Genomic DNA, 22,240 nt, shown 5'->3' with positions numbered 1-22,240 from the left:
GCGCTTGCCGCTGGGTGCAAGGATCGCTACGGTTTGCAGGGGGCGATCATTTGCCAGATGTCTGTTGCGCCATTTGGGTGGCGATCGAAAATCTGAAGGAAACTATCGATGCCGCCTTTATCCCGCTCGTGCGAACGCCTGGTGTTCATCGCTTCGATGCTGCTGATGACCGCGACCCGCTTCCATCATGTCAGTGACTGGCTGCACCTGCCGGATGCCTCGATGGCGGTGTTCTTTCTCGGTGGCCTGGCATTGCGGCGGCACGGCGACTTCGTTGCCTTGCTGGGGTTGTCGGTGGCGATCGATTGGGCTGCAGTGCGCCTGGCCGGCGTCAGCGACTTCTGCATCACGGCGGCCTACGCGGCCTTGCCGGTGGCCTATGGCGTGCTCTGGTACGCCGGGCGCGCGTTTGTCGCACGTGGGCGGCCAGGCGCTGCGTCGCTGAGCATCGCCTGGGGTCTGGGCACCTTGGCCGCCGTGCTGTCGTTCTTGATCTCCAATGGCGCGTTCTACTGGTGGGGCGGGCGCTATGCCGACCCGCACTGGGCGCAGTACCTGCAGCGCGCCTGGCAGTGGGGGCCGTTGTTCGTGCGCACGACAGCGCTGTATCTGGCGGTGGTGCTGGCAGCCGCATGGTGCGTGCTGCGCTGGCGTCATCTGCACGCCGCAGCGCCGTTGTCCACGCCATCGGATGTGTCGTGATGGTGGCGCGGCGCGCTGCAGCGACACCGTTGCCGTTGCCGTTGCACGGCACAGCGGCCAGAGCGTGCGGCATCGCACTTGCCGGCTTGATGGTCTGTGCGCGCGGCGAGCATTTTGCAAATGTGGATGCCTTGCCCACGGCCTCATGGGCGGTATTTTTTCTGGCCGGTGCGCTGCTACGCCCGCTGTGGATGTTGCCGCTGCTGTTCGGGATCGTATCGCTGCTGGATCTGATCGGCCTGGCCTCGGGCAGCAGCAGCGACTGGTGCCTGTCGCCGGCGTACTGGGCGTTGGCATTGGCGTACGCCGCGTTGTGGTGGGGCGGGCTGCTGTTTGCATCGCAACTGCAGCGCCAGGCCTGGCGTCGCGTCACCGGGCCGCTGTTGGCCTTGCTGATCAGCGGCAGCGCCGCCTATGTGCTCTCCAAGGCCGGTTTCTATTTCCTGTCTGGTCGCTACCCGCATGCCACGCTCAGCGGGTTCATTGCGCGCGTGCCGGCGGACTATCCACACGCACTTGCAACACTGGCCGGCTATATCGGCCTGGCTTTCGCCCTGTTGGCTGCACACCGCGCCGCTGGTGCACGTCCACCCATGGGAGCACGCGCATGACCACCCCCGAGCACGATGAGGCGCATTACCGCGAACGTGCGCAGCGCAAGAAGGAATTGGTCGACCGGCGCATCGCACGTGCAGTGATCGACCGCGGTGTGCTGCTGGTCAATACCGGCAATGGCAAGGGCAAGAGCTCGTCCGGCTTCGGCATGCTGGCGCGCTCGCTTGGGCATGGCCTGCATTGCGGCGTGGTGCAATTCATCAAGGGCACATTTTCGACCGGCGAAGAGGCGTTTTTCCGTCGCTTTCCGGATCTGCTCGATTACCACGTCATGGGCGAAGGCTTCACCTGGGAAACCCAGGACCGCGCACGCGACATCGCCGCCGCGCAGGCGGCCTGGCAGCGTGCGCGCGGCATGCTGGCCGATGCGCGCTACGACTTCTTGCTGCTGGACGAACTCAACATCGCCCTGGTGAAGGACTACATCGCGCTGGATGAGGTGCTTGCCGCCGTGGCCGCGCGGCCGCCCGGCCAGCATGTGGTGATTACCGGGCGCGGCGCGCCGGCCGGGTTGATCGAGGTCGCCGACACCGTGACCGAGATGCGCCTGGTCAAGCACGCCTTCAATGCCGGCATCAAGGCGCAACTCGGCATCGAGCTGTAGCCGTGGGCGTGCGCGCGCAATGCCTTGCATGGCTCGGCATGTTGGCTGGCATGCGCCGGGACTGCACGCCATGCTGCTGGTGACTGCCACCGTTGCCGTGCTGCTGGATTTGCTGCTCGGCGAGCCGCGGCGCGGACATCCGCTGGTGCTGTTCGGCACCTGGGCGCAACGTATCGAAGCGCGCCTGCACCGCAACCGTCGCAGCGCGGGCGTCCTGGCGTGGTGCGTGAGCGTGTTGCCGTTGACCTGTGTCGCTGCAGTGGTGCAATGGGGGCTGTGGTGCGTGTCGCCCTGGGCGGCGGCCGCGTTCGCCGCGATCACGCTGTATCTGGCGCTGGGCCTGCGTAGCCTGGGCGAACACGCGCAAGCGGTGATCGATGCGCTGCAGGTCACTGATCTGCCTGCCGCCCGCGCTGCAGTGGGTCGTATCGTCAGCCGCGATACGGCTGCGCTGGACGCCACCCAAGTCGCTGCCGCAGCGACCGAGTCGGTCTTGGAAAACGGCAGCGACGCCGTGTTCGCCGCGCTGTTCTGGGGCGTCGCGCTGGGCGCACCGGGCGCGGTGTTGTACCGGCTGTCCAATACGCTGGATGCCATGTGGGGCTATCGCACGCCGCGCTACGTCAACTTCGGCTGGGCCGCGGCGCGCATCGACGATGCGTTGAACTGGCTGCCGGCGCGGCTCACCGCAGCGACTTACGCCGTGCTGGGTCGCACCCGTGCGGGCATGCGCTGCGCGTGGCGGCAGGGACGCGGCTGGAAGAGCCCCAATGCCGGCCCTGTGATGGCGGCGGGCGCAGGCGCGCTGCATGTCCGATTGGGCGGGCCTGCGCCGTACCACGGCCATTGGCAGCCGCGCCCCGCGCTGGGCGAGGGCGCGGCAGCAAGCGCAAACAGCGTGCAACGCGCATTGCGGCTGGTGCGCGCCGGGGTCGCGTTCTGGCTGCTGCTGGGCGCGCTGGCAACCGCGCTGGCGATGCGATGATCGGCACGCGGATGGCCTGGCGTTGCACCAACACGCACCGGCGCACCGTTCACGCCGGCGCAGGTAGCGCCGTTCCATCGCCGGGAGTGCGCAATGCTTGAACATGGCGGGCGCCTGCGCCGCGCTGCGCAGGCTTACAACATTCCGCTCGCGCACTGGCTGGACCTGTCCACCGGCGTGAGCCCGTTCGCCTGGCCGGTGCCCGCCATTCCGGAACATGCGTGGCAGCGCTTGCCGGAAGACGACGATGGCCTGGCAGAGTGCGCGGCTGCCTATTACGGCGCGCCGCAGGTACTGCCGGTGGCCGGCTCGCAGGCGGCGATTCAGGCCTTGCCACTGCTGCGCGCGCCCGGCCGCGTCGGCGTACTTACGCCTGGCTACGCCGAGCATGCACAGGCATGGCGGCGTGCCGGGCATCAGGTCGTGCCGATGAGCGCGGCGCAATTGCTGCACGCAGGTGAGACGCTGGATGTGGCCGTGCTGATTCATCCCAATAATCCATGCGCCGAGTGCTTCGATCCCGACACGCTGCTGCAGCTGCATGCGCGGCTTGCAGCACGCGGCGGGTGGCTGGTGATCGACGAGGCCTTCATGGATGCGACCCCGCAACACAGCGTCTGCGCCTTCAGCCAGCGGCCCGGTCTGGTGGTGCTGCGGTCGGTGGGCAAGTTCTTCGGCATGGCAGGCGCACGTGCGGGCTTTGTCTGCGCAGATCGCGCATTGCTGGATGCCGTGCGCGAACGCTTGGGACCATGGACGCTGAGCGGGCCGGCGCGATGGGCCGTGCAGCAGGCATTGGCCGATACGCCGTGGCAGGTTCAGGCACGTGCGCGTCTGCACGCGGCATCGCAGCGGCTTGCGCAGCTGTTGCATGCGCATGCGATCGTACCTACCGCAGGCACGGCGTTCTTTCAGTGGTGCCAGCACGACGACGCGGCTGCCTTGCACGTCGCGCTGGCGCAACGCGGCATTTTGACGCGGCTGTTCGACACACCGAACAGTCTGCGCTTGGGTCTTCCACCCGACGCCGCGGGCGAGGCGCGCCTGGACGTGGCACTGCGCCAGGTGCTGGCATGAGCGCGCGCGTACTGATGGTGCAGGGCTGCACCTCCGATGCGGGCAAGAGCACGCTGGTGGCCGCGCTGTGCCGGTGGCTGCATCGGCAGGGCATTGCGGTGGCGCCATTCAAGCCGCAGAACATGGCGTTGAATTCGGCAGTGACGGTGGACGGTGGCGAAATCGGCCGCGCGCAGGCATTGCAGGCACAGGCATGCGGGCTGGAGCCGCAGACCGATTTCAACCCGGTGTTGCTCAAGCCCAACAGCGATGCCGGTGCGCAGGTCATCGTGCACGGGCATCCGGTCGCCACCCTGGATGCGGTGGGCTATCACGCCTACAAGGCGACCGCATTCAACGCCGTGTTGGCCTCGCACGTGCGCCTGGTCGAGCGCTTCGATGTGGTGCTGGTGGAAGGTGCCGGCAGCCCGGCCGAGATCAATCTACGCGACAACGACATCGCCAACATGGGCTATGCCGAAGCGGTGGACTGCGCCGTGATCCTGGTGGCCGACATCGACCGCGGCGGCGTGTTCGCTCATCTGGTCGGCACGCTGGCGTTGCTCTCGGCCAGCGAGCGCGCACGCGTTGCCGGTGTTGTGATCAACCGGTTTCGCGGAGATCTGGCGCTGCTGCAGCCCGGCCTGGCGTGGCTGGAGCGCGAAACGGGCAAGCCGGTGCTCGGCGTCCTTCCGTATCTGCACGGCCTGCAGCTGGATGCCGAAGATGCGGTGCCACGCAACGCGCCGCAGAAACCACAGTCGCAATTGCGCGTGGTGGTGCCAGTGCTGCCGCGCATCAGCAATCACACCGATGTCGACGCGTTGCTGGCGCATCCGCAGGTGGATGTGCGCTTGATCGGTCCCGGGCAGACGCCGCCGCCGTGCGATCTGATCCTGCTGCCGGGCAGCAACTCCACCCGGCACGATCTGCAGTGGCTGCGTACGCACGGGTGGGACGCCGCCATTGCCCGTCACCTGCGCTACGGCGGAAAACTGCTTGGCATCTGCGGTGGACTGCAGATGCTGGGCACCCATCTCCACGACCCGGATGGCATCGAGGGGGCAGCGGGCAGCAGCCCCGGTCTTGGGTGGCTGTCGCTGCAAACCACGCTGCAGCCGCACAAGCAACTGCTTCGCGTGCACGGGCGCCTGCTGCTGGGCGATGCCAGTGTCAGCGGCTATGAAATTCACTGCGGTCTCAGCAGCGGCGCCGCATTGGCACGGCCATTGCTGCAGCTGGACGATGGGCGTACCGATGGCGCCATCTCCGACGACGGCCAGGTGCTCGGCACCTATGTGCATGGGGTGTTCGACCACCCGCAGGCACTGGCTGCATTGCTGGCGTGGGCCGGTCTGGCGCAGGCCGCGCCACTGGATCTTGCGGCGCTGCGCGAAGCCAGCCTGGAGCGTCTGGCCGATGCGGTGCACACGCATCTGGATACCGCGGCACTGACACGCCTCATCAGCAGGGAACCGGCATGCAGCAACTGATTCTTGGCGGCGCCCGTTCGGGCAAGAGCGCACTGGCCGAGCGCATCGCGGCAGCGTCCGGGCGCGCAGTGACTTACCTGGCTACAGCGCAAGCCTTCGATGACGAAATGCATCGGCGCATTGCCCATCACCGCAGCGAACGCCCCGCGCATTGGCAGTGCGTGGAAGAGCCCATCGCGCTGGCGGCGACGTTGCAGGCGCATGCCGCGCCGGATCGCTGCGTGCTGGTGGATTGCCTGACCCTGTGGCTGAGCAATCTGCTCAGCCACCCGGATGCAGGCGTGTTCGCGCGCGAGCGCGATGCGCTGCTGGCAACGCTGCCGCAGTTGCCGGGGCAGATCCTGCTGGTCAGCAACGAAGTGGGGCAGGGCATCGTGCCGTTGGGCGAACTCACGCGTCGGTTTGTGGACGAGGCTGGCTGGCTGCATCAGGCATTGGCGCTACAGTGCGAGCGTGTGGTGTTGGTGGTGGCAGGATTGCCGATGGTGTTGAAGGAGAGCGCGTGTGAGTAGCGATTGGATCTTTGGTGCCTGCGCAGTGCCGGACGCGCGCATGCGCTCTGCCGCGCTTGCCCGGCAGGAACAGCTGACCAAGCCGCCCGGCGCATTGGGCCGGCTGGAACACCTGGCAGTGCAGCTGGCCGCCTGGCAACGCACCGACCGGCCCGGAGTGCAGCGGGTCTGGATCGCGGTGTATGCCGCCGACCATGGCGTAGCGGCCGAAGGAGTCTCGGCTTTTCCGCAGGCAGTGACCGGCGAGATGGTGCGCAATTTCGCACGCGGTGGCGCCGCCATTGCGGTACTGGCGCGCGAGCTGGGCGCGCGGCTGGAAGTGGTGAATCTGGGCGTGGTCAACGACCCCGGCGACCTGCCGCGGGTGCGGCGTGCCTGGATTGCGCCTAGCAGCGCCAATATCTGCGAGCAGCCGGCGATGACGGCCACCCAATTGCGCGATGCGTTCGCCGCCGGTGCCGACAGCATCGCGCAGGCCAAGAGTTGCGATACCCAGCTATTTGTCGGCGGCGAGATGGGCATCGGCAACACCACCGCCGCCGCGGCGCTGGGCTGCGCCCTGCTGTCGCAGTTTCCGCAGGCGATGGCCGGCGCAGGCACCGGCCTGGATGCCGAAGGCATTGCGCACAAGGCCACCGTGATCACGCGTGCGCTGGCCTTGCATGCCGATGCATCGAGCCCGCTGGAGCGTCTGCGCCGGCTGGGCGGATTCGAAATCGCTGCCTTGGTCGGCGCCTATATCGCCGCCGCGCAGGCCGGCATCCCGGTGCTGGTGGATGGCTTCATCACCACGGCGGCGGCACTGGTGGCCACTCGCCTGAATCCCGGCGTGCGCGAGTGGTTGTTGTTCGGGCATCGCTCGCAGGAGCGTGGGCATGCAGCGCTGCTGCGCGCAATGGATGCCGAGCCCTTGCTGCAACTGGACCTGCGTCTGGGCGAAGCCAGCGGCGCGGCGGTGGCGATTCCGCTGCTGCGCAGCGCCTGCGCCTTGCATAACGGCATGGCGACGTTTGCCGAAGCCGGGGGTGTCGGACGCATGAGCGCGCAAATCACCTTGTTGCGGCATGGCGACACCGGGCAACGCAGCTATCGCGGCCAGCTCGACGACCCGCTCACCGAACTGGGCTGGCAGCAATTGCGTGCGGCCACTGCCGATGGCACGTGGGACGCAGTCGTGGCGTCCACGTTGCAGCGCTGCGCGTTGTTCGCCACCGAGCTTGCCCACGCGCGTGCCATTCCGCTGCAGCTGGACCGGCGCCTGCGCGAATATCACTTCGGCCGCTGGCAGGGCGTGCCGGTGGCCGATATCGATCGCGACGAAGGGCAAGCGCTGGGCCGCTTCTGGGCCGACCCGCTGCGCTACCCCCCGCCGCAGGCCGAACCGTTTACCGACTTCTGCGCGCGCCTGTCGGCCGCGCTCGATGCCATCGTCGCCCGCTACCCGGCACAGCGCGTGCTGGTGGTCACCCACGGCGGCGCCATCCGCGCGTTGCGCTGCCTGGTCGCCGGGAGTGGGTTCGGCCGGATGACCGAATTGGCAGTGCCGCATGCGTCGCTGCATCCGCTGGCCTGGCCGCCGACCGACGCGGCTGGCGGCTTGAGATCTCCGGTCTTATCCACGGCATTGCCACCGGCGCACGACACCGAATGATCGACGGGCTGCTGGTAGCGATCGGGTTCCTGACCCGCATCCCGGTGCCCGCCCGGGTGTTCACGCGCGCAGGCGCGCAGGCGCGTTCGCTGTGCTGGTACCCGCTGGTGGGCGTGTTGCTCGGTGGGGTGGTGTGCGGGTTGGCCTGGTGCCTGCGCGAGGTGGCGCCGTTGCTGGGCGCAGCGCTGCTGTTGAGCGCCTGGGTATGGCTGACCGGCGCGTTGCATCTGGATGGCCTGGCAGACACGGCCGATGCCTGGGTCGGCGGCATGGGCGATCGCACGCGCACCCTGGCGATCATGAGAGATCCCACCAGCGGCCCGATGGCGGTGACGGCGATCGTGCTGATCTTGCTGCTCAAATGCACGGCGCTGGCCGCCCTGTTGCCCACGGCGCCGGGTGGGGTGTGGCTTGCTCCGCTGCTGGCGCGCACGGCGCTGGTAGCGGCTTTTTTGACGACGCCGTACGTGCGTGCCGGCGGGCTTGGCAGTGGCCTGGTTGGCAGTTCGCGTGCTGGCTTGCTGTTGTCGTTGCTGCTCGGGCTGGCCTGCGCCTTCGCCGTCGGGCGCTTGCGCGGCATGCTGGCCTGTGCAGTGGCGGGTGTGGTGTTGGTAATGTGGCGTCGTGCCTGCCTGCAGCGCCTGGGCGGCATGACCGGCGATACCTGCGGTGCATTGGTGGAGATCAGCGAAACAGCGGTGCTGGTGGCCTTGGCGCTGCAAACGAGCTGAAGGCTGGGTGCGACGCGATTGCGCTGAAAACGGGCAAGCAGGCCCGCTGCGTGGAGTGGTTTGGAGCGCTGCTTTGTTTCAACGCCGCAGCTGCCCGACGACTGGCGAACGGGGGCCAACCACTGTATGCCGCTGGACCCGACCAACGCGGCCAGGTGCCGCAAATGCGCAAGATCGGGACCGCGCCGGATGCCACTGTGCGCGATGCTCACCGCCTTCCAGAGGAGTCGCCCATGCCAGCAGCAACCTTGGTCGTCTTCCATCGGCAGCGTGCAGTCGAGCGCGTCGTGGCCCATTTGCAGGCCAGCATCCGCGCGGGCGAACCGCTGCCGGACCTGGCGACGCTGGCCGCGCTGGCGCATCAATCGCCGCCGCATTTCCATCGTGTTTACCGGGCCTTGGCGGGCGAGACATTGGGCGTCACCACCGCGCGGTTGCGTCTGAGTTATGCGCTGCATCTGCTGGGCGAGCAGGGCCGCTCGGTCACCGAGGTGGCATTGGCCGTCGGCTATCACACCCCGCAGGCGCTGGCGCGCGCGTTTCGGACGGTGCTGCAGGCCAGCCCTTCAAGCCTGCGTAACGCACCGCAGCTGCGCGCGCAGAAATTGCAGCAACTCGCCGGCCCGACGCTGCCAGCGCAGGCGCACGAGGCGCCATTGCAGGTGCTGGTGCAGGTGCTCGACCCCCTGGAAGTGGTGGTGCTGCGCAGGCGTGGCGCGTTCGATGACCTGGACCGTGGCTTCGGCCGCATCGCCGCGTGGGCCGAGCGCAGCGCAGTGATCGACCACTTGCAGGCGCTGATCGGGCTGCCGCTGAGCGACCACCGCGATGTACCGCCGCCGCAGCACGTGTTCGAGTGCGCGATGGCATTCGACACCGCCGTGGCGCCATCAGCGCCCCTGCACCTGCGCCAACTCAGCGGTGGCCTGCATGCGGTCGTGCGTCATGTGGGAAATTACGCGGGACTGGAAGACGCACTCGACCACGTGCTCGCATGCTGGCTGCCGGACAGCGGCTACGCACTGCGCGAGGCACCGCTGCATTACCTCTATCTCGATGATCCGGAAACCGTCGCCGAGGCCGAGTTGCGTGCGGACATTCGGTTGCCCGTGCAGCGGTCGGGCGAGGTCGCGTTACCGAGGTAATGTGTCGCTGGCAAGAACACCATCTGCGGCGGCGGGTGCATCAGAAAGTGCTGGTGCGAAATATTCCACGCATACGCGCCCGCCAGCGGGAAGGCCAGGCAATCGCCGGGTGCGAGTGCGGCCACCGGTTGCTGGCGTGCCAGCACGTCCTTGGGCGTGCACAGCTGGCCGACCAGGGTGACCGGCGTGTCGCTGATCACGGGGGTGCGGGTGCCGCGCAATACGCGGAATGGATGATCGTGCGCCTGCGCGGCCGGCGTGCGGAAGTGATGGGTGCCGCCCCGTGCGATCGCAAACCAGGCGCCGTGGCTGCGTTTGAGATCGAGCACCTCCATCAGGTACCAACCGCAGCTGGCGCTGAGGTAACGGCCCGGCTCCAAACGCAAGCGCAGGTCCGTACCGTGTTCGCGCAGCACGGCAGGCAGCTCGGCGCAGAAGCCGGCCCAGTCGAAAGACGCGTCCGGTGCCCGGTAGTCCACACCGAAGCCGCCACCGGCGTTTACCCGCAGTGGACCAAGCGCATAGGTCTGTCGCCATTGCTGCACGGCGCGCAGGTAGGCGGCCACCAGATGCAGCTGCGCGGCGGCGCTGCGTTGATGCGACATCAGATGGAAATGGAAGCCTTCCAGGCGCAGCGATGGATTGGCCTGCACTCGCCGGACTGCTGCATCCAGATCGCTTGGATCCAGGCCGAACGGCGAGGGTTGCCCGCCCATCATCAAGCGCGTGCTCTGCGCGCCGGGTACGGCGATATTCATGCGCAGGAACACGGGCACGCAGCGGCCGGTATGCGCTGCAATTGCCGCCAGGCGTTCGAGTTCGCTCAGGCTTTCCACATGCACGGTGCAGTCGGGCAGGGCGGCTGCCTGGGCGAGCTCGGTATCGAGTTTGCCCGGGCCACCGAACAACAACGGTGCCTGCGGTTGCTGCGCATGCAGCCAGGCGAGTTCGCCGCCGGATGCGGCTTCGAAGCCATCCACGTGCGCTGCCAGCGTTTGCAGAATCGGCGGTTCTGCATTGGCTTTGGCTGCATAGAACAGCTCGCACTGCGCCGGCAGCTGCGCACGCATCCAGGCCGCATGCGTGTCCAATGCCGCCAGATCGTAGACATACGCGCAGATCGGGCCTTCGCAGCGGTCGCGCACCTGCGGCAAGGCAGCAAGCAGTGCGGCGGTGTCGATGTGCAGACTCACGCCGCCACCTGCCGCTGCGCCGTGATGCGGGGGATGGGGTTGGGCAGCGCGGTGTAGTTGGATTGGCGGTCGGCACGCTGCCAGAGACGGGTACCCAGATTGTTCTTGCCCGGCAGCGGCGCGCCGTCGACCAGACCCTGCAGCGCCGCTTGCGCGCCATGGCGTTGTTGCCAGCGCAGCGCGATCTCGCCCACGCATTGCCATAGCCGCGCTTCGAGTGCGGCATCACCTTCGCCCAGATGAAAGATGGCCTCGGCCAGATTGTTGACCAGCGCGCAATACGCCACCCGGTTCCAGCCCTGTTCTGGGGTGTAGTACAGCGATTGGCGTGCGCGTTCGCCGACGCCGCGCAGGCGCGCCGCCGGCCAGTGATGGGCGAGCAGCTTGGTGCCTTCCAGGTCGCGGACCCACACCCGCGTCGGCCAGCCGTCGGCAAAGCCGATCACGGTGTTTTGCAGATGCGGCTCCAGCGCGATGCCGTGCTGGAACAGCGCGCTCCACACTCCGTCCAGCAGCAGGCCGGCGTAGGCGCGGAACCACAGCAGCGTTGCGGTTCGGTGGCCCATCTGCGCGCTGCCGAGCGCCCGCAGGCGCGCGGCGCACACGCTATTGCCCTGCGCATCGCAGGTGAACAAGGCCGCAGCCACCTGCGGTTGCCAGCGTGCACGTTGCGCGGCGGGAATGTTTTGCCGGTACAGAATGCCGAAGCTCTCCGACAAGGTGCGCGCCGCCAACGGGTCGGCGGCATGCAATGCGGGATCGACCGACGCTACGTCCAGCGAAGTCGCCGCCGGCTCCAGCATCACATCGAAGCCCGGCACCTGTGTGGCCAGGGCACGCCAGCTCGGTGCCAACAGCTCGGTGAGCGCAACCGCGCTCTCCAGTTCGTACCATGCATTCTTGCGCACGCAGTTGGTGAGCCGCACATGCACCGAGCACTTGAGGAAATACGCAAGTTCCGGGTGGTACAGCGTGCGGACCGACGAGGTGGGCCGCAGTGCATCGCCTAATGGGCCGACCGACGTAATCAGGCCGCGTGCCTGCAAGCTGCGCAGCAAGGGGGCGTCGAGCAGCCGCTGCGCTTCCCAGGGGTGGCAGGGATAGAGATCGTCGCTGCCGCTGAGCTGCTTTAATGTCGCGCGCACGTCGCGTCCCTGGATGCGCAGCAGGCGCGGGTCGATGCGGAACCAGAACAGCTGGAACGACGCGCGCGCTTCCGGTGCGCAGGCCAGCACCTGATCCAGATCCACGCCTTCGCGGCTCTTGGGCGTCGGGTGCAATGCATGCCCCCACAGCATCGATTGTTCGGCGTCGATCATTACCTCGCCGGTGGCGGCGGCGACCTGGGCCTTGCGCAATAACGCAGCGGTGACGGCCACGCTATTGGCGCTTTGCGCCAGCAGCTCCGGGTTGATGTCCTGCGCGCTGCCCAGGGCCTGCAACAGGCAGCGTGCCAGCGTTTGCGCATCCAGGCTATGCCACGGCTTGCCGGCGCTCTTGAGAAACGGCGCGGAGGCGAACCGGCAGCGGCCCAGGCGATCGGCATAGGCGATGCGCACGCACAGCGTCCCGACCTCGCCCAGATCGATGCGCAGCCAGCGTTGTTCGGCCACGCGCGGGCCGGGTCGATCCAGCCCGCGATAGTCGAACTGCACCGCATGCTGCGGAATCGCGAATTCGCGCAGATAGCAGTTCAACCAGCAGCTGCAGGCCTGCGCGTCGGCCATGCTGTCGTACCAGGGGTCATGCATCGTGTGCGGCGACATCGGCAGTTCTCCTCGAAGGAAAGCGCACCAGAACGGTGAGCGCAGCAGCGGCCGCAGCCAGCGCCGCAGCCAGGAAAGGGGTGGCGGGGCCGGACGCCTGTGCCAGTGCACCGGCAGCGGCACCGGCGAACACGCCGGCCCATTTGCCGCAGGCATCGAAGCGGCCGAACAGGCGCCCGGCGCCATGCCCGCTGGCAATGTGCGCCAGGCTGCGGTTGAGCCCACGCAGCCCGAACAACATGCCGAAGCCAAACAACAGCCGCGCTGCCGCCAGTGCGAGGGCATCGTGCAACAGCGCCTGCCACACGCAGGCCACCGCGAACAACGCCAGGCCCGGCACAAGCCACGCCTCGCTATCGCCGCGTCGCCACCAGGGCAGCACCACCAGATAGACCAGATGCGGCAGGCTGTAGAGCAAACCGGCAAGCGCATCGTGGCCGGCGCCGCGCGCAAGCGCATACGGAATGAAATACGGGAATGTCACCACCATCGCAAAGCAGAACAAGAACTGCGCGAGCAGCAGGGCTGGCCACAACGGCGCGGCATGGGTGCGTGGCGATGCAGGCGATGAAGCTGCGTGCCCGGAAGACGTAGCAGCCTTGCCGGCAGTGTGTTCTCGCGCAGCAGGCCGATCGGCCGGCAGTCGCCACGTCAACGCAAACGCCATCAATGGCAGCAACGCCAGTGCGCGATACAGCGATTGCGCAGGACCCAGCGCCAGTGCCATGCCCAGCAGTGCCGGTGCGCTTACCATGGCAAGGCGGGCCGAATACTGTGTCCAGTCCAATGCACGCGCCAACGGGCCGGCCTGCGGCTGGCTGGCCAGATACGCATTTGCCGCCGCCAGCGAACCACCACAGGTGCCTTGTACGAGCAGGCCGATCACCAGCCAGGTCAGCGACGGCGCGAAGCCGGCAATCGCAAAGCCCAGCGCCAGGCCCAGTTGTGCGCGCAGCAGCGAACGTTTGCGTCTATGGCGGTCCGCCCAACGCCCCCAGCTGCTTGCCGTCAGTGCAGTGCAGAGCGTGGGCAAGACATACAGCACGCCGCTCCAGCCCACCGCGGCCGATGGTGCGAGTTCGGCCAACACCTGCGGCAGAAACAGCGGCATGCCCAACGCCGTGAATGCCGCCAGATAATGCGCAGCCAGCACCGGACCCAGGATGCGCCTCATCGCGGCACGCCCGCTTGCCTGCGCGGCGGTTGTTGCGTATCGGCGAACGCATCGCCGAATGGATTGGGCGCGCTGTCGCCGTAGAACTTGTTGATGTCGGTGGCGCCGGTGACGTGCTTGCTGAGCAGGCTGCCGGCGCTGAGCAGGTATTTCACCGGCAGCCGTGGCGCAGCCAACAGCCGGCGCGCAGGGCCGGTATCGATGCCATCGGCGTCCAGTTGCGCCAGCGTCGCAACGAACTGGTCCTGCAGCTGCGCGTATAACGGTGCGCGCAATGCGGGTTGCCATTCGGCCAGGCCTTCCAGCACTGCCTGCAGATCCAGCTGCAGAACGATCGTGCAGAACATCTGCGTCAACGCCTGCGGATCGTCCACCGCAATACGCGCATCCTGCAGCGGGCCCATTGCATCCGGCTCCGGCAGCGCCGCGCGCAACTGGGGCAGCGCAATCCGCGCAGCGTCGTTGTCCTTCATCAACAGGCGCGTGGCTTGGCCATCGGCATACACCAGCACGCTGTTTTGCTGATTGGCTTCCAGTGCAATGCCATAACGCAACCACAGGCGCAGATGTACGGCAAGCAGCAGTTCGGTGTAGTCGCGCCACCAATGCAGCAGGTCGCCATGCGCAAAACGCTCGGCAAGATGGATCGCCATCGGGCGGCCATCGGGCATGGGCGCGCATAGCGCAGCCACCGGGACCAGCGTGGCATCGTCAAGCGCTGGGTAGCGCCGCACCAGATAGGCCAGATGCCGCGTCTGCCCGACATGCCCGCCGTGCGACTCGTCGACGAACACGCAGCGGCCTTGCAGCGCAGGATCCAGCGCATCGATGCGCCGCAACGCGCGCTCCATCCAGTGCCCGTCATACAGCGTGGACGGCTTGATCAAACGCAGGTTGAGGGCGCCCAGCGTGCGCATCGGAATGGGCAATTTGAGATGCAGGTGTGGATGCCGCAGCGGCACCAGCGTGCGCACCGACAGCGTCGGGCGCACGTCCAGCCGGGCGTTGGGCGCTCGCAGCACGTTCTCGGGCAGTGCGAAGCCCTCCTGCTCCAGGCGCTCCCACACCAGCGGATGCACCGGCCAGGGCAGATGCGTGGCGGCCAACTCGGGCGGCAGGCCCAGGCTGGCGAAATCCGGCCACAGCTCGGCCGGCGGGGCGCTGGTGCATTGCGCCAACGCCTGCGGAACCGCCAGCCAACGCAGCGCGAAGGTCGGCGCGAATTCCGGCGCGTAGTGGCGCAGCTCGGCCGCATCCAGCCCGGCCTTGGCGCGCGCGGTGGGATAGAACGGATGGTCGCGGTAGCTGGCCAGTTGGTCGCAGCGGTAGGCGCGCTCGGCGGCATCGCGGTGATGCAGCGCAGTGCGCAACGCCGGTGCCTGCGCGTGGTAGGCCTGCCGCGCCAGCCCGCGGTGCGCGGCGGCGCAGTCGGCTTCGTCGGCGTAGGCGCGATGCAGCTGTTGCGTTTCGCTGTCGAGTTCTGCGCTCAGGCGGTGCAGCCAGGCGTGCGCGCCACGTTCGACATGCACGCTGTCGTCGCTGCGCACAATCCAGCTGTCGCCGCAGGCACCGATGTCCTGCAGCACGCCTTGACGATGGATCGGCACCCACATCGTGCCGCCGGGCAGATGAGCGATGCGCCACCATCCATGCACCGGGCTGGGGTCGGTCCACTGCGCCAGCACCTGCGCATCCGGCACCGCCGTACTGCCGCGGGTCACAATCCCACGCAGGTCTTCGCGCAGGCAGGCATCGATGATGCGGGTGGCGATGTAGCGTTGGTCGTCCATGCTGCTCATGCGCGCAGTTCCGCGCCGTCGATGCGCCACTGCAGGCCCGCTTCGGCCTGCACCACTGCGTGTTGCAGTGTCTGCGCATCGCGTGCCAACGCACTCAGCACGCCCAGGTAATCCTTGTTGGAATGGCTCAGGCGGATGCGCTCGCCCGGTGCGCGCATCCGCCGGTACTGCACGTCGCTGTGCGCATCGCGCTGGCGGCGGTCTTCGCTGGCGGCGACCAATTCGCCGTCGTGTTCGGCCACGTAGTAGCGCAGCAAGGCATGCGCATGGGCACTGCGGAGCTGTGGCAACGGCAGGCCCAGATGCGGTGCCAGCGCCGCGTTGAACCATTGCTTGGAAAACATCTCGTCGAGCAGGAATTCGCGCCGATCGCCGATGCTGCGGTAATTGATTTCCACCAGCACCGGGCCATCGGCGGTGAGGATGAATTCGCTATGGCACAGCCCGAAGCCGACACCGAACGCGCGCAGCTGTTGCAGCGCCTGCGCGATCACCGGCGTGTCCACGTTGGCATCCCACTGCGCTTCGCATTCGACGAAATGCGGCGGCGGCGACAATCGCACCTTGAAGCCGCCGATGGCTTGCAGGTGCTTGCCATCGCCCAGCGTTTCCAGCGTAAAGAGCGCACCTTCCAGCATGCTTTCCAACAGCACGGTGCGCTGCGGATGGCGCTGCCATCCATCGTCCAGGTACGCCTGCAATTGCGCTGCATCGGTGCAGCAGCGCACATCCAGGCTCGCCACGCCCTCGCGGGGCTTGGCCACCACAGGCCATGGAATCTGGGCCGGCAACGCCGCGCCCGGCGCCAGCGTGCAAAACCACGGGCAGGGCAGTCCACGCGCACGCAAGCGTTGGCGCATCGCAGCCTTGTTCTTGGCGGCGTAGCACACCTGCCAGTCCTTGCCCGGCAGGCCAAGCGCTGCGGCCACCAGCGCGGTGCTGGTCTGCAGATGGTCGCTATTGCTGAACACCGCGCGCGGGGTGATGTCTGCATCGTGCAGTACGTCGAGGACGCCGAGCGGATTGAACACATCGCATTCGATCACCCGCTGCGGTGCATGGGCGGGATGCTCGCGGAAATAGGCCAGGTGATCGAGCCGGTGGTCGGTCAGCAACCACACCGGCAGGCCCAGCGCGCGCGCGGCGGGCAGGAAACCTTCGGTGATGGCCGGATGGCAGACATGGGTGAGGATCACCAACGGTGCAGCGGATGTCGCAGTCATGGCAGCTCTCGTTCGACAGGACGGTGGGGGAAACCGGTACTGAACGGGCTGCCTGGCGCCATGGCGGCGTTGGGTGGCCTGCGATACGTCGATCGCATGCCGCGTGCTGCGGCAATGATGCGTGCCTCATGCACGCCGTGTTGTCTTGGCGGCTGTCAGTACGACCGCCGTCGCTTCGCGCGCAACCTACGCCTGTGTGCGTCGGTCGTGTGCAGCGCTTGCCAGGTGATGCAGGTTCAAAACGTGTACTCCAGTCCGGCAGTGACGGTGCGCGCAGGCGCGGCCTGACGCCCCCAGGGGCTGGTGTCCACGCCACGGAACCAGTATTGCCGGTCGAACAGGTTGTTGATCGCCAACGATGCGCTGAACTTCTGTCCATCGCGTTCGAACAAGGTATGGCTCACTTGCGTGTTCCATACCATGTAGGCCGGCAACTGACCCACCGAAGCGATGGCATTCTCCTGCACGGTGTTGGCAGCGTCGCTGAAGGCCTTGCTGAAGTAATAGCCGGAAAGCGCGACAGTGGTGTGACCAAGCGCGTAAGTGCCGCCCAGCGTGATCTGGTTGCGCGAGGTGTAAGGCACGCGCAAGCCGCGGAATGCACCCGATTCCTGGCTGGCATCCAGATAGGCATAACTGGCGTTGAGGGTGAGCGCACGCAGTTGCTCCGGGCTCCATTGCAGTTCCAGCTCGCCACCTTGATGGCGGGTCTTGCCGAGATTGCGGAACACGCGCGTGGTGTTGTCGAGCTGAATCTGCTGATCGAAATCGATGAGGTAGCCGCCCAGCTGGACACGTGTCCGCTCGTTGGGCTGATAGCGCGCGCCCGCCTCGTAATTCCATGCCAGTTCGGCATCCAGGTTGTTGCCGAAGATGATCTGGGTGACCTGCGGCGCACGCATCGAACGCTGCCCGTCGGCGTAGAAAAACCATTGCTCGTTTGCCTGGAAGCCCAACGTCAGCCCCGGCAGGACATCGCGCGTCTGGTTGAGCGTGCTGACGCCGGTGGCGCGATTGAAATAGCGCGAATCCAGGCGTTCGTAGCGCAGGCCCGGCGTAATCGTCACGCGCTCGCCCGGCAGGGTGATGGCGTTGCTGAGGTATGCGGCCAACGCGCGGTCTTCGAACCGCCAATCGCGCACGGTGGTGAACAGCCCGTCGCGCAGACGCAGATTGCCCACCAGAAAATCGATGTCCTCGCGCACTGCACGCACCCCGGCAGTCCACTGCTGACGCACGCCACCGGCATCGCCCATGCTCCAGCTCAGCCGTGGCTCGCTGCCGACCACGCGGAAATCGCGCGGTGCGGTCTGGCGCAGTTGCGGCGGCAGGTCCGAGCGCCACGTTTCGGTGGAGGCCTGGCGCATGCCGACAATGAAATTGCGACTGCTGCGTGCACTGAAGTTGCTCCAATCCAGGCGCACGTCCTGCATCGGACCCCAATCGCCCAGCAGCTGTTCGTAGCTCAGCGACGCACGTGTGGTGCGGCCGTTGAAGCTGTCCAGCGGGCGGGTGGACTGGCGTGGGTCGCGCCGGTAATCGTCCGGACTGAGGGCGCCGGCCAGATCCATGTCGACCAGATAACGCTGCACGCTGGCCTTGAGCAGCTTGGTGTCGTCTAGCCACCATTCGGCACGGACGCGCAGATTGCTGATGTCGGTGTCGCTATGCGCGCGCCAGTACTCGCCATAGGTGCGATTGGCATCGACCTGCATCCCGAAGTTATCGGTGAGATATCCGCCGCTGCTGAGCGCACTGTCCTGCAGGAACCGGCCCTGGCCGCCGGCAGTGACCTTGTGCGCCAGCGTGGTGCTCCACGCGCTCGGGATCTCCTTGCTGACCAGGTTGATCACCCCGCCCACGTTGTTCGGCCCGTACTGCACCGCCGCGCCGCCGCGCACGATGTCGATGCGGTCGATCTGGTTCAGTCCTACCGGAAACAGCGACAGGCTGGTCTGCCCATACGGGGCCAACGCCAATGGAATGCCGTCTTCGAGCACCTGCACGCGACCGCTGCGGCTTTCGTACAGACCGCGCAGCATCAGCTGCGGCAGTGCGCCGGTGCCGGTTTCGTCGAAGATCTTGATGCCGGGCACGCGCTGCAATGCATCGTCCAGCGAACGGTTGCCGCCATTGCGCAACTGCTCGCGGTCGATCACCTGGCGGCTGCCGGCGTAACGCTGCACATCGTCGGGTTTGGAGCGACCGAGCAGGCTGCCTTGCACCTGGATCGCATCCAGTGCGCGAATCGGCGTGCCGCCACCGCTGGCATCAAGCGCATCGGTCGTCGGCGTATCGCTTGCGCGCGCCAGCTGCGGCAGCGTCAGCGTGCTCGCCGCGATAGCGATGGCCAGGGCGTGGAAACGGAACGTCGACATCTACGGCGTGCTCCTGCAGGCGGGAGGTGATTGGGGGACGGCAAGGCTGGCCAAATGGCCGCGCAGGGCGCGTTGGATCAGCGCGCGGTCTTCGCCGGCCAGCAGCCAGCGCAGCTCCGGCTGCTGCAGCCAGTGCGCACGCTGCGCGTCAGTGCGCGGGTTGGGGCAGAACGGGACGTTTGCAGCAAGACACTGCGCATGCAGTTGCAGCAGCAATTCCCACACCTGCGGATGAGTGGGCTGCGGGCCCAGACCCAGATCCAGCGCAAGATCCAGCGCACCTTCCATCACCAGGGCCACGCCTGGGATGGCAAGAATCTCCGGCAGGGCAGCCACGCCGGCGGCGCTTTCGATCATCGGCACGATACGGGTGTTCGCATTGGCATGCGCGATGTAGGTGGGCAGATCGACATTGCCAAAGCCGGTGACACGGCCGCCGGTGATGCCGCGCCGGCCCAGCGGCGGGAAGCGCGCCGCGGCGATGGCGTCGCCGATCTGCGCCGCAGACTCGGTACGCGGAACCACGATTCCGCGCGCGCCGGCATCCAGCACGCGGCCAATCAGTTTTTCGTCCACCTCCGGCACGCGCACCCAGGCCTCGCAGCCCGACAACTCGCAGGCGCGGATGGCATGTTCCAGCGTGTCGGGCGCGTGCAGCACATGCTCCAGATCGAGCACAGCGAAGCCATAGCCGAGGCGGCCCAGCAACTCGCAAAGCTGCACGCTTGGCAATGCATTGAGGATGCCGACTGCAACCGCCATGGAAGAGGCCGCCGAGGAAACGGGCGCTCATCCTGCACTTGATGGGAATGATTATCAAGTGTGTCTGGCGATGCTCTTTTTTGAGTTTTGGTCGTGGCGGTGGACAAGGGTCAGATCGATGTTTTCAATCTGAACTAACCGCCCGCAACAGAAGCGCCCGCAGGGCTTGCACACCTGCAGGCTTCGATGCCTGGCTTATCTGGGCGGAGGTCGCTGCTGGCGGCGACGCTCGTGCCCGTGCAGGCGCGCCAACGCCAGAAAAGTAACTGGTGCACAGAGGTGGCGTCTCCCGGCAGGGGCTTTTTGGACGGCACTCCGCATGCGTGCGCTAGTGCAACTACGACGCCGGCACGTTCAACGCGCGGTACGGCGGGGTGGACATCACCATTTCGGCCAGCGAATAGGCCAGTTCGCGCTCGGCCAGTACCGCGCCGTCGGCGCCGTGTTCGAGCAGGTGCTTGACCTCGGCGTCGCTGTGGGCGCGCGCCAGCAGTGTCAGCGAGGGGTTGATGGCGCGCAGCTTGGCCAGTGCTTCGCCGGCTTCCAGCGGCTGCGGAATGGCCAGGATTGCGATCTTGGCATGCTCCGGGCGTGCCTCGGCCAGCACGCGGTCGGCCGCTGCGCTGCCCCGGATGCCGGGAATACCAGCCGCATGGGCCTTGGCGACGTGGTCGCCGTTGTCGTCGATCACCAGCACCGGCACGCCGCGGCTGCGCAGCAATTGCGCCAGCGAACTGCCGACGCGGCCGTAGCCGATCACGATGGCATGCCCATCGGCCGGCAATGGCGGGCCAGGCGGTAGTTCCGGTTCCACGGCGGCGGGCGCGTCCTGCGCCTGCTTGGCCTGCCAGCGGTCCAGCCACGAGAACAGGAACGGGTTGGCCACGATCGACAGTAGCGCGCCGGCCAGGATCAGGTCGCGCCCGGTTTCCGGCAGGATCGCCAGTTGCACGCCCAGGCCGGCCAGGATGAAGGAAAACTCGCCAATCTGCGCCAGACTGGTGGAAATGGTGAGCGCCGTGCCGGTGGGGTGGCCGAACGCGCGCACGATCAAAAATGCCGCCAGCGACTTGCCCACGGTAATGGTCAGAAAGGTCGCCAGAACCTGCCACGGGTGCGCGATCAGGATCATCGGGTCGAACAACATGCCCACCGAGACAAAGAACAACACCGCAAACGCATCGCGCAACGGCAGCGAATCGTTGGCGGCCTTATGGCTGAGTTCCGATTCCTTGAGCAGCATGCCGGCGAAGAACGCGCCGAGCGCGAACGACACACCAAACAACGTAGCCGACACGAATGCCACGCCCAGCGCGATACCGAGCACGGCCAGGGTGAACAGTTCGCGCGAGCCGGTTGCCGCCACTTTTTCCAACGACCAGGGGATCACGCGCCGGCCGATCACCAGCATCGCTGCGACGAACGCCACCATCTTGAGCAAGGTCACGCCCAGCGCGGCCAGCAGCGAGGGCGATTGCGCATCGTGCGTCGTGGCTGGTGCGCCGCTACCGAGCACATCCGCCAGCGCCGGGAGCAACACCAATGCCAGCACCATCACCAGGTCTTCGACAATCAGCCAGCCCACCGCGATGCGGCCGCGCTGGGTGTCCAGCAAACGGCGTTCTTCTAGCGCACGCAACAGCACCACCGTACTGGCCACCGACAGCGCCAGGCCGAACACCAAGCCGTGAATCAGCGACCAGCCCATGCTCCACGCCAGCGCCCAGCCGAGCAGGGTGGCCACCACGATCTGCGCCAATGCGCCAGGCACCGCGATCCACTTCACTTCCATCAAATCGTCGAGCGAAAAATGCAGCCCCACGCCGAACATCAGCAACATCACACCCAGTTCGGACAACTGGTTGGCGATGGTCTGGTCGGCCACGAATCCCGGCGTAAACGGCCCTACGCACACGCCGGCCAGCAGGTAGCCGACCAACGGCGAGAGCTTCACCTTCTGCGCGAGCGTGCCAAGGATGAAGGCGACCGCGAGGCCGACGGCGATGATGTCGATGAGGCTGGTGTCGTGATGCATTCCAATCCGTTGTGAGAGTGTCCGGGAGATCGTCGAGCCAGCCAACGGCACTGCGCCGGGCATCGCCTGCGGGCATTGCGTGGTCATGGCTGGAGTCCGGCAGGGGGAACTGGACCGCAAGACAGGTCCGGTTGGCCGGACGCCCATAGTACACAGCGCATGATTAACGCGATGCGACACGCAGCGCATGCGTGCAGACAGATGCATGCGTCAGGTGGCGCGTAAACCGCTGTCGCCTGCGCCTGCGAGCTGAGACGCACGGCGCAAGTCCGGCATGCCGAGTCAACATTGACGACACCGCTTCGCGCTTGCGCAAGGCCGGGGCGCGATGCGTGCAGATAATCCGGGCATTCCGTGGAGCACCTGTGTCCTTGGGCAGGTGCACGCATGCATCGCCCCTATTTCGGGGGTGATGC

Annotated in this window: 18 protein-coding genes and 1 pseudogene; 11 read left to right on the top strand and 8 right to left on the bottom strand. The window is 67.0% G+C overall.

The features are described from left to right. Positions 1-108: 108 nt before the first annotated feature. The 11 genes and pseudogenes from ACCQ15_RS15890 (at position 109) to ACCQ15_RS15840 (ending at position 9,494) form a co-directional block, all read left to right on the top strand. Positions 109-702, top strand: a complete 594-nt coding sequence (locus ACCQ15_RS15890) for a hypothetical protein (RefSeq protein ID WP_372380781.1) — start codon at positions 109-111, stop codon at positions 700-702. Beyond that, positions 702-1,313, top strand: a complete 612-nt coding sequence (locus ACCQ15_RS15885; protein ID WP_008571050.1) for a hypothetical protein — start codon at positions 702-704, stop codon at positions 1,311-1,313. Before ACCQ15_RS15890 ends, ACCQ15_RS15885 begins: the two co-directional genes overlap by 1 nt. Continuing rightward, the gene (gene cobO / locus ACCQ15_RS15880; protein ID WP_372380780.1) at positions 1,310-1,921 is read left to right on the top strand and encodes a cob(I)yrinic acid a,c-diamide adenosyltransferase; all 612 of its coding nucleotides are present in this window, start codon (positions 1,310-1,312) and stop codon (positions 1,919-1,921) included. The genes ACCQ15_RS15885 and cobO overlap by 4 nt, the downstream gene beginning before the upstream one ends. A 70-nt stretch (positions 1,922-1,991) precedes the next feature. Beyond that, complete coding sequence (gene cbiB / locus ACCQ15_RS15875; protein ID WP_029820040.1) at positions 1,992-2,906, top strand: adenosylcobinamide-phosphate synthase CbiB; 915 nt, start codon at positions 1,992-1,994, stop codon at positions 2,904-2,906. Between the two features lie 93 nt (positions 2,907-2,999). Further along, positions 3,000-3,983 carry a threonine-phosphate decarboxylase CobD gene (gene cobD / locus ACCQ15_RS15870; protein WP_372380779.1) on the top strand — a complete coding sequence of 328 codons (984 nt, stop codon included), beginning with the start codon at positions 3,000-3,002 and terminating at the stop codon, positions 3,981-3,983. Continuing rightward, a complete protein-coding gene (locus tag ACCQ15_RS15865; protein WP_372380778.1) occupies positions 3,980-5,455 on the top strand; it encodes a cobyric acid synthase in 1,476 nt (491 codons plus the stop codon). The genes cobD and ACCQ15_RS15865 overlap by 4 nt, the downstream gene beginning before the upstream one ends. Next, the gene (gene cobU, locus ACCQ15_RS15860) at positions 5,443-5,967 is read left to right on the top strand and encodes a bifunctional adenosylcobinamide kinase/adenosylcobinamide-phosphate guanylyltransferase (protein ID WP_372380777.1); all 525 of its coding nucleotides are present in this window, start codon (positions 5,443-5,445) and stop codon (positions 5,965-5,967) included. Before ACCQ15_RS15865 ends, cobU begins: the two co-directional genes overlap by 13 nt. Continuing rightward, positions 5,960-6,991 (top strand): annotated as a pseudogene (gene cobT / locus ACCQ15_RS15855) (nicotinate-nucleotide--dimethylbenzimidazole phosphoribosyltransferase); the annotation flags it as partial. The gene cobU and the pseudogene cobT, both read left to right, overlap by 8 nt. Positions 6,992-7,003: 12 nt before the next feature. Further along, on the top strand, positions 7,004-7,618 hold the full coding sequence (locus ACCQ15_RS15850) for a histidine phosphatase family protein (RefSeq protein WP_122272434.1): 615 nt from the start codon (positions 7,004-7,006) through the stop codon (positions 7,616-7,618). Then, on the top strand, positions 7,615-8,349 hold the full coding sequence (locus ACCQ15_RS15845; RefSeq protein ID WP_372380776.1) for an adenosylcobinamide-GDP ribazoletransferase: 735 nt from the start codon (positions 7,615-7,617) through the stop codon (positions 8,347-8,349). The genes ACCQ15_RS15850 and ACCQ15_RS15845 overlap by 4 nt, the downstream gene beginning before the upstream one ends. A 233-nt stretch (positions 8,350-8,582) precedes the next feature. After that, positions 8,583-9,494 (top strand): AraC family transcriptional regulator, encoded by a 912-nt coding sequence (locus tag ACCQ15_RS15840; RefSeq protein WP_372168052.1) that lies wholly within the window; start codon positions 8,583-8,585, stop codon positions 9,492-9,494. On the opposite strand, the gene ACCQ15_RS15835 is transcribed toward ACCQ15_RS15840, so the two are convergent. The 8 genes from ACCQ15_RS15835 to ybaL form a co-directional block, all read right to left on the bottom strand. Continuing rightward, a complete protein-coding gene (locus ACCQ15_RS15835; protein ID WP_372380775.1) occupies positions 9,398-10,687 on the bottom strand; it encodes a type III PLP-dependent enzyme in 1,290 nt (429 codons plus the stop codon). The two genes, ACCQ15_RS15840 and ACCQ15_RS15835, sit on opposite strands and share 97 nt — an antisense overlap. Beyond that, positions 10,684-12,453 (bottom strand): IucA/IucC family protein, encoded by a 1,770-nt coding sequence (locus ACCQ15_RS15830; protein WP_372380774.1) that lies wholly within the window; start codon positions 12,451-12,453, stop codon positions 10,684-10,686. The genes ACCQ15_RS15835 and ACCQ15_RS15830 overlap by 4 nt, the downstream gene beginning before the upstream one ends. Beyond that, the gene (locus ACCQ15_RS15825; RefSeq protein ID WP_372380773.1) at positions 12,431-13,627 is read right to left on the bottom strand and encodes an MFS transporter; all 1,197 of its coding nucleotides are present in this window, start codon (positions 13,625-13,627) and stop codon (positions 12,431-12,433) included. Before ACCQ15_RS15825 ends, ACCQ15_RS15830 begins: the two co-directional genes overlap by 23 nt. Continuing rightward, positions 13,624-15,426, bottom strand: a complete 1,803-nt coding sequence (locus ACCQ15_RS15820; protein WP_372380772.1) for an IucA/IucC family protein — start codon at positions 15,424-15,426, stop codon at positions 13,624-13,626. The genes ACCQ15_RS15825 and ACCQ15_RS15820 overlap by 4 nt, the downstream gene beginning before the upstream one ends. Then, complete coding sequence (locus tag ACCQ15_RS15815; protein ID WP_029820031.1) at positions 15,423-16,649, bottom strand: ATP-grasp domain-containing protein; 1,227 nt, start codon at positions 16,647-16,649, stop codon at positions 15,423-15,425. Before ACCQ15_RS15815 ends, ACCQ15_RS15820 begins: the two co-directional genes overlap by 4 nt. 236 nt (positions 16,650-16,885) lie before the next feature. Continuing rightward, on the bottom strand, positions 16,886-19,027 hold the full coding sequence (locus ACCQ15_RS15810; RefSeq protein WP_055026846.1) for a TonB-dependent receptor family protein: 2,142 nt from the start codon (positions 19,025-19,027) through the stop codon (positions 16,886-16,888). Then, positions 19,028-19,789 carry an HpcH/HpaI aldolase family protein gene (locus ACCQ15_RS15805; protein ID WP_277572556.1) on the bottom strand — a complete coding sequence of 254 codons (762 nt, stop codon included), beginning with the start codon at positions 19,787-19,789 and terminating at the stop codon, positions 19,028-19,030. It abuts the gene before it with no gap. Between the two features lie 337 nt (positions 19,790-20,126). Next, positions 20,127-21,824 (bottom strand): YbaL family putative K(+) efflux transporter, encoded by a 1,698-nt coding sequence (gene ybaL / locus ACCQ15_RS15800; protein ID WP_008571076.1) that lies wholly within the window; start codon positions 21,822-21,824, stop codon positions 20,127-20,129. Between the last annotated feature and the right edge of the window lie 416 nt (positions 21,825-22,240).

It is taken from the genome of Xanthomonas sp. NCPPB 1754 (genome assembly GCF_041475725.2).
Classification (GTDB): domain Bacteria; phylum Pseudomonadota; class Gammaproteobacteria; order Xanthomonadales; family Xanthomonadaceae; genus Xanthomonas; species Xanthomonas euvesicatoria.
Note: the sequence above shows the minus strand (reverse complement) of the source record. Positions and strands in the feature narration are given on the sequence as shown.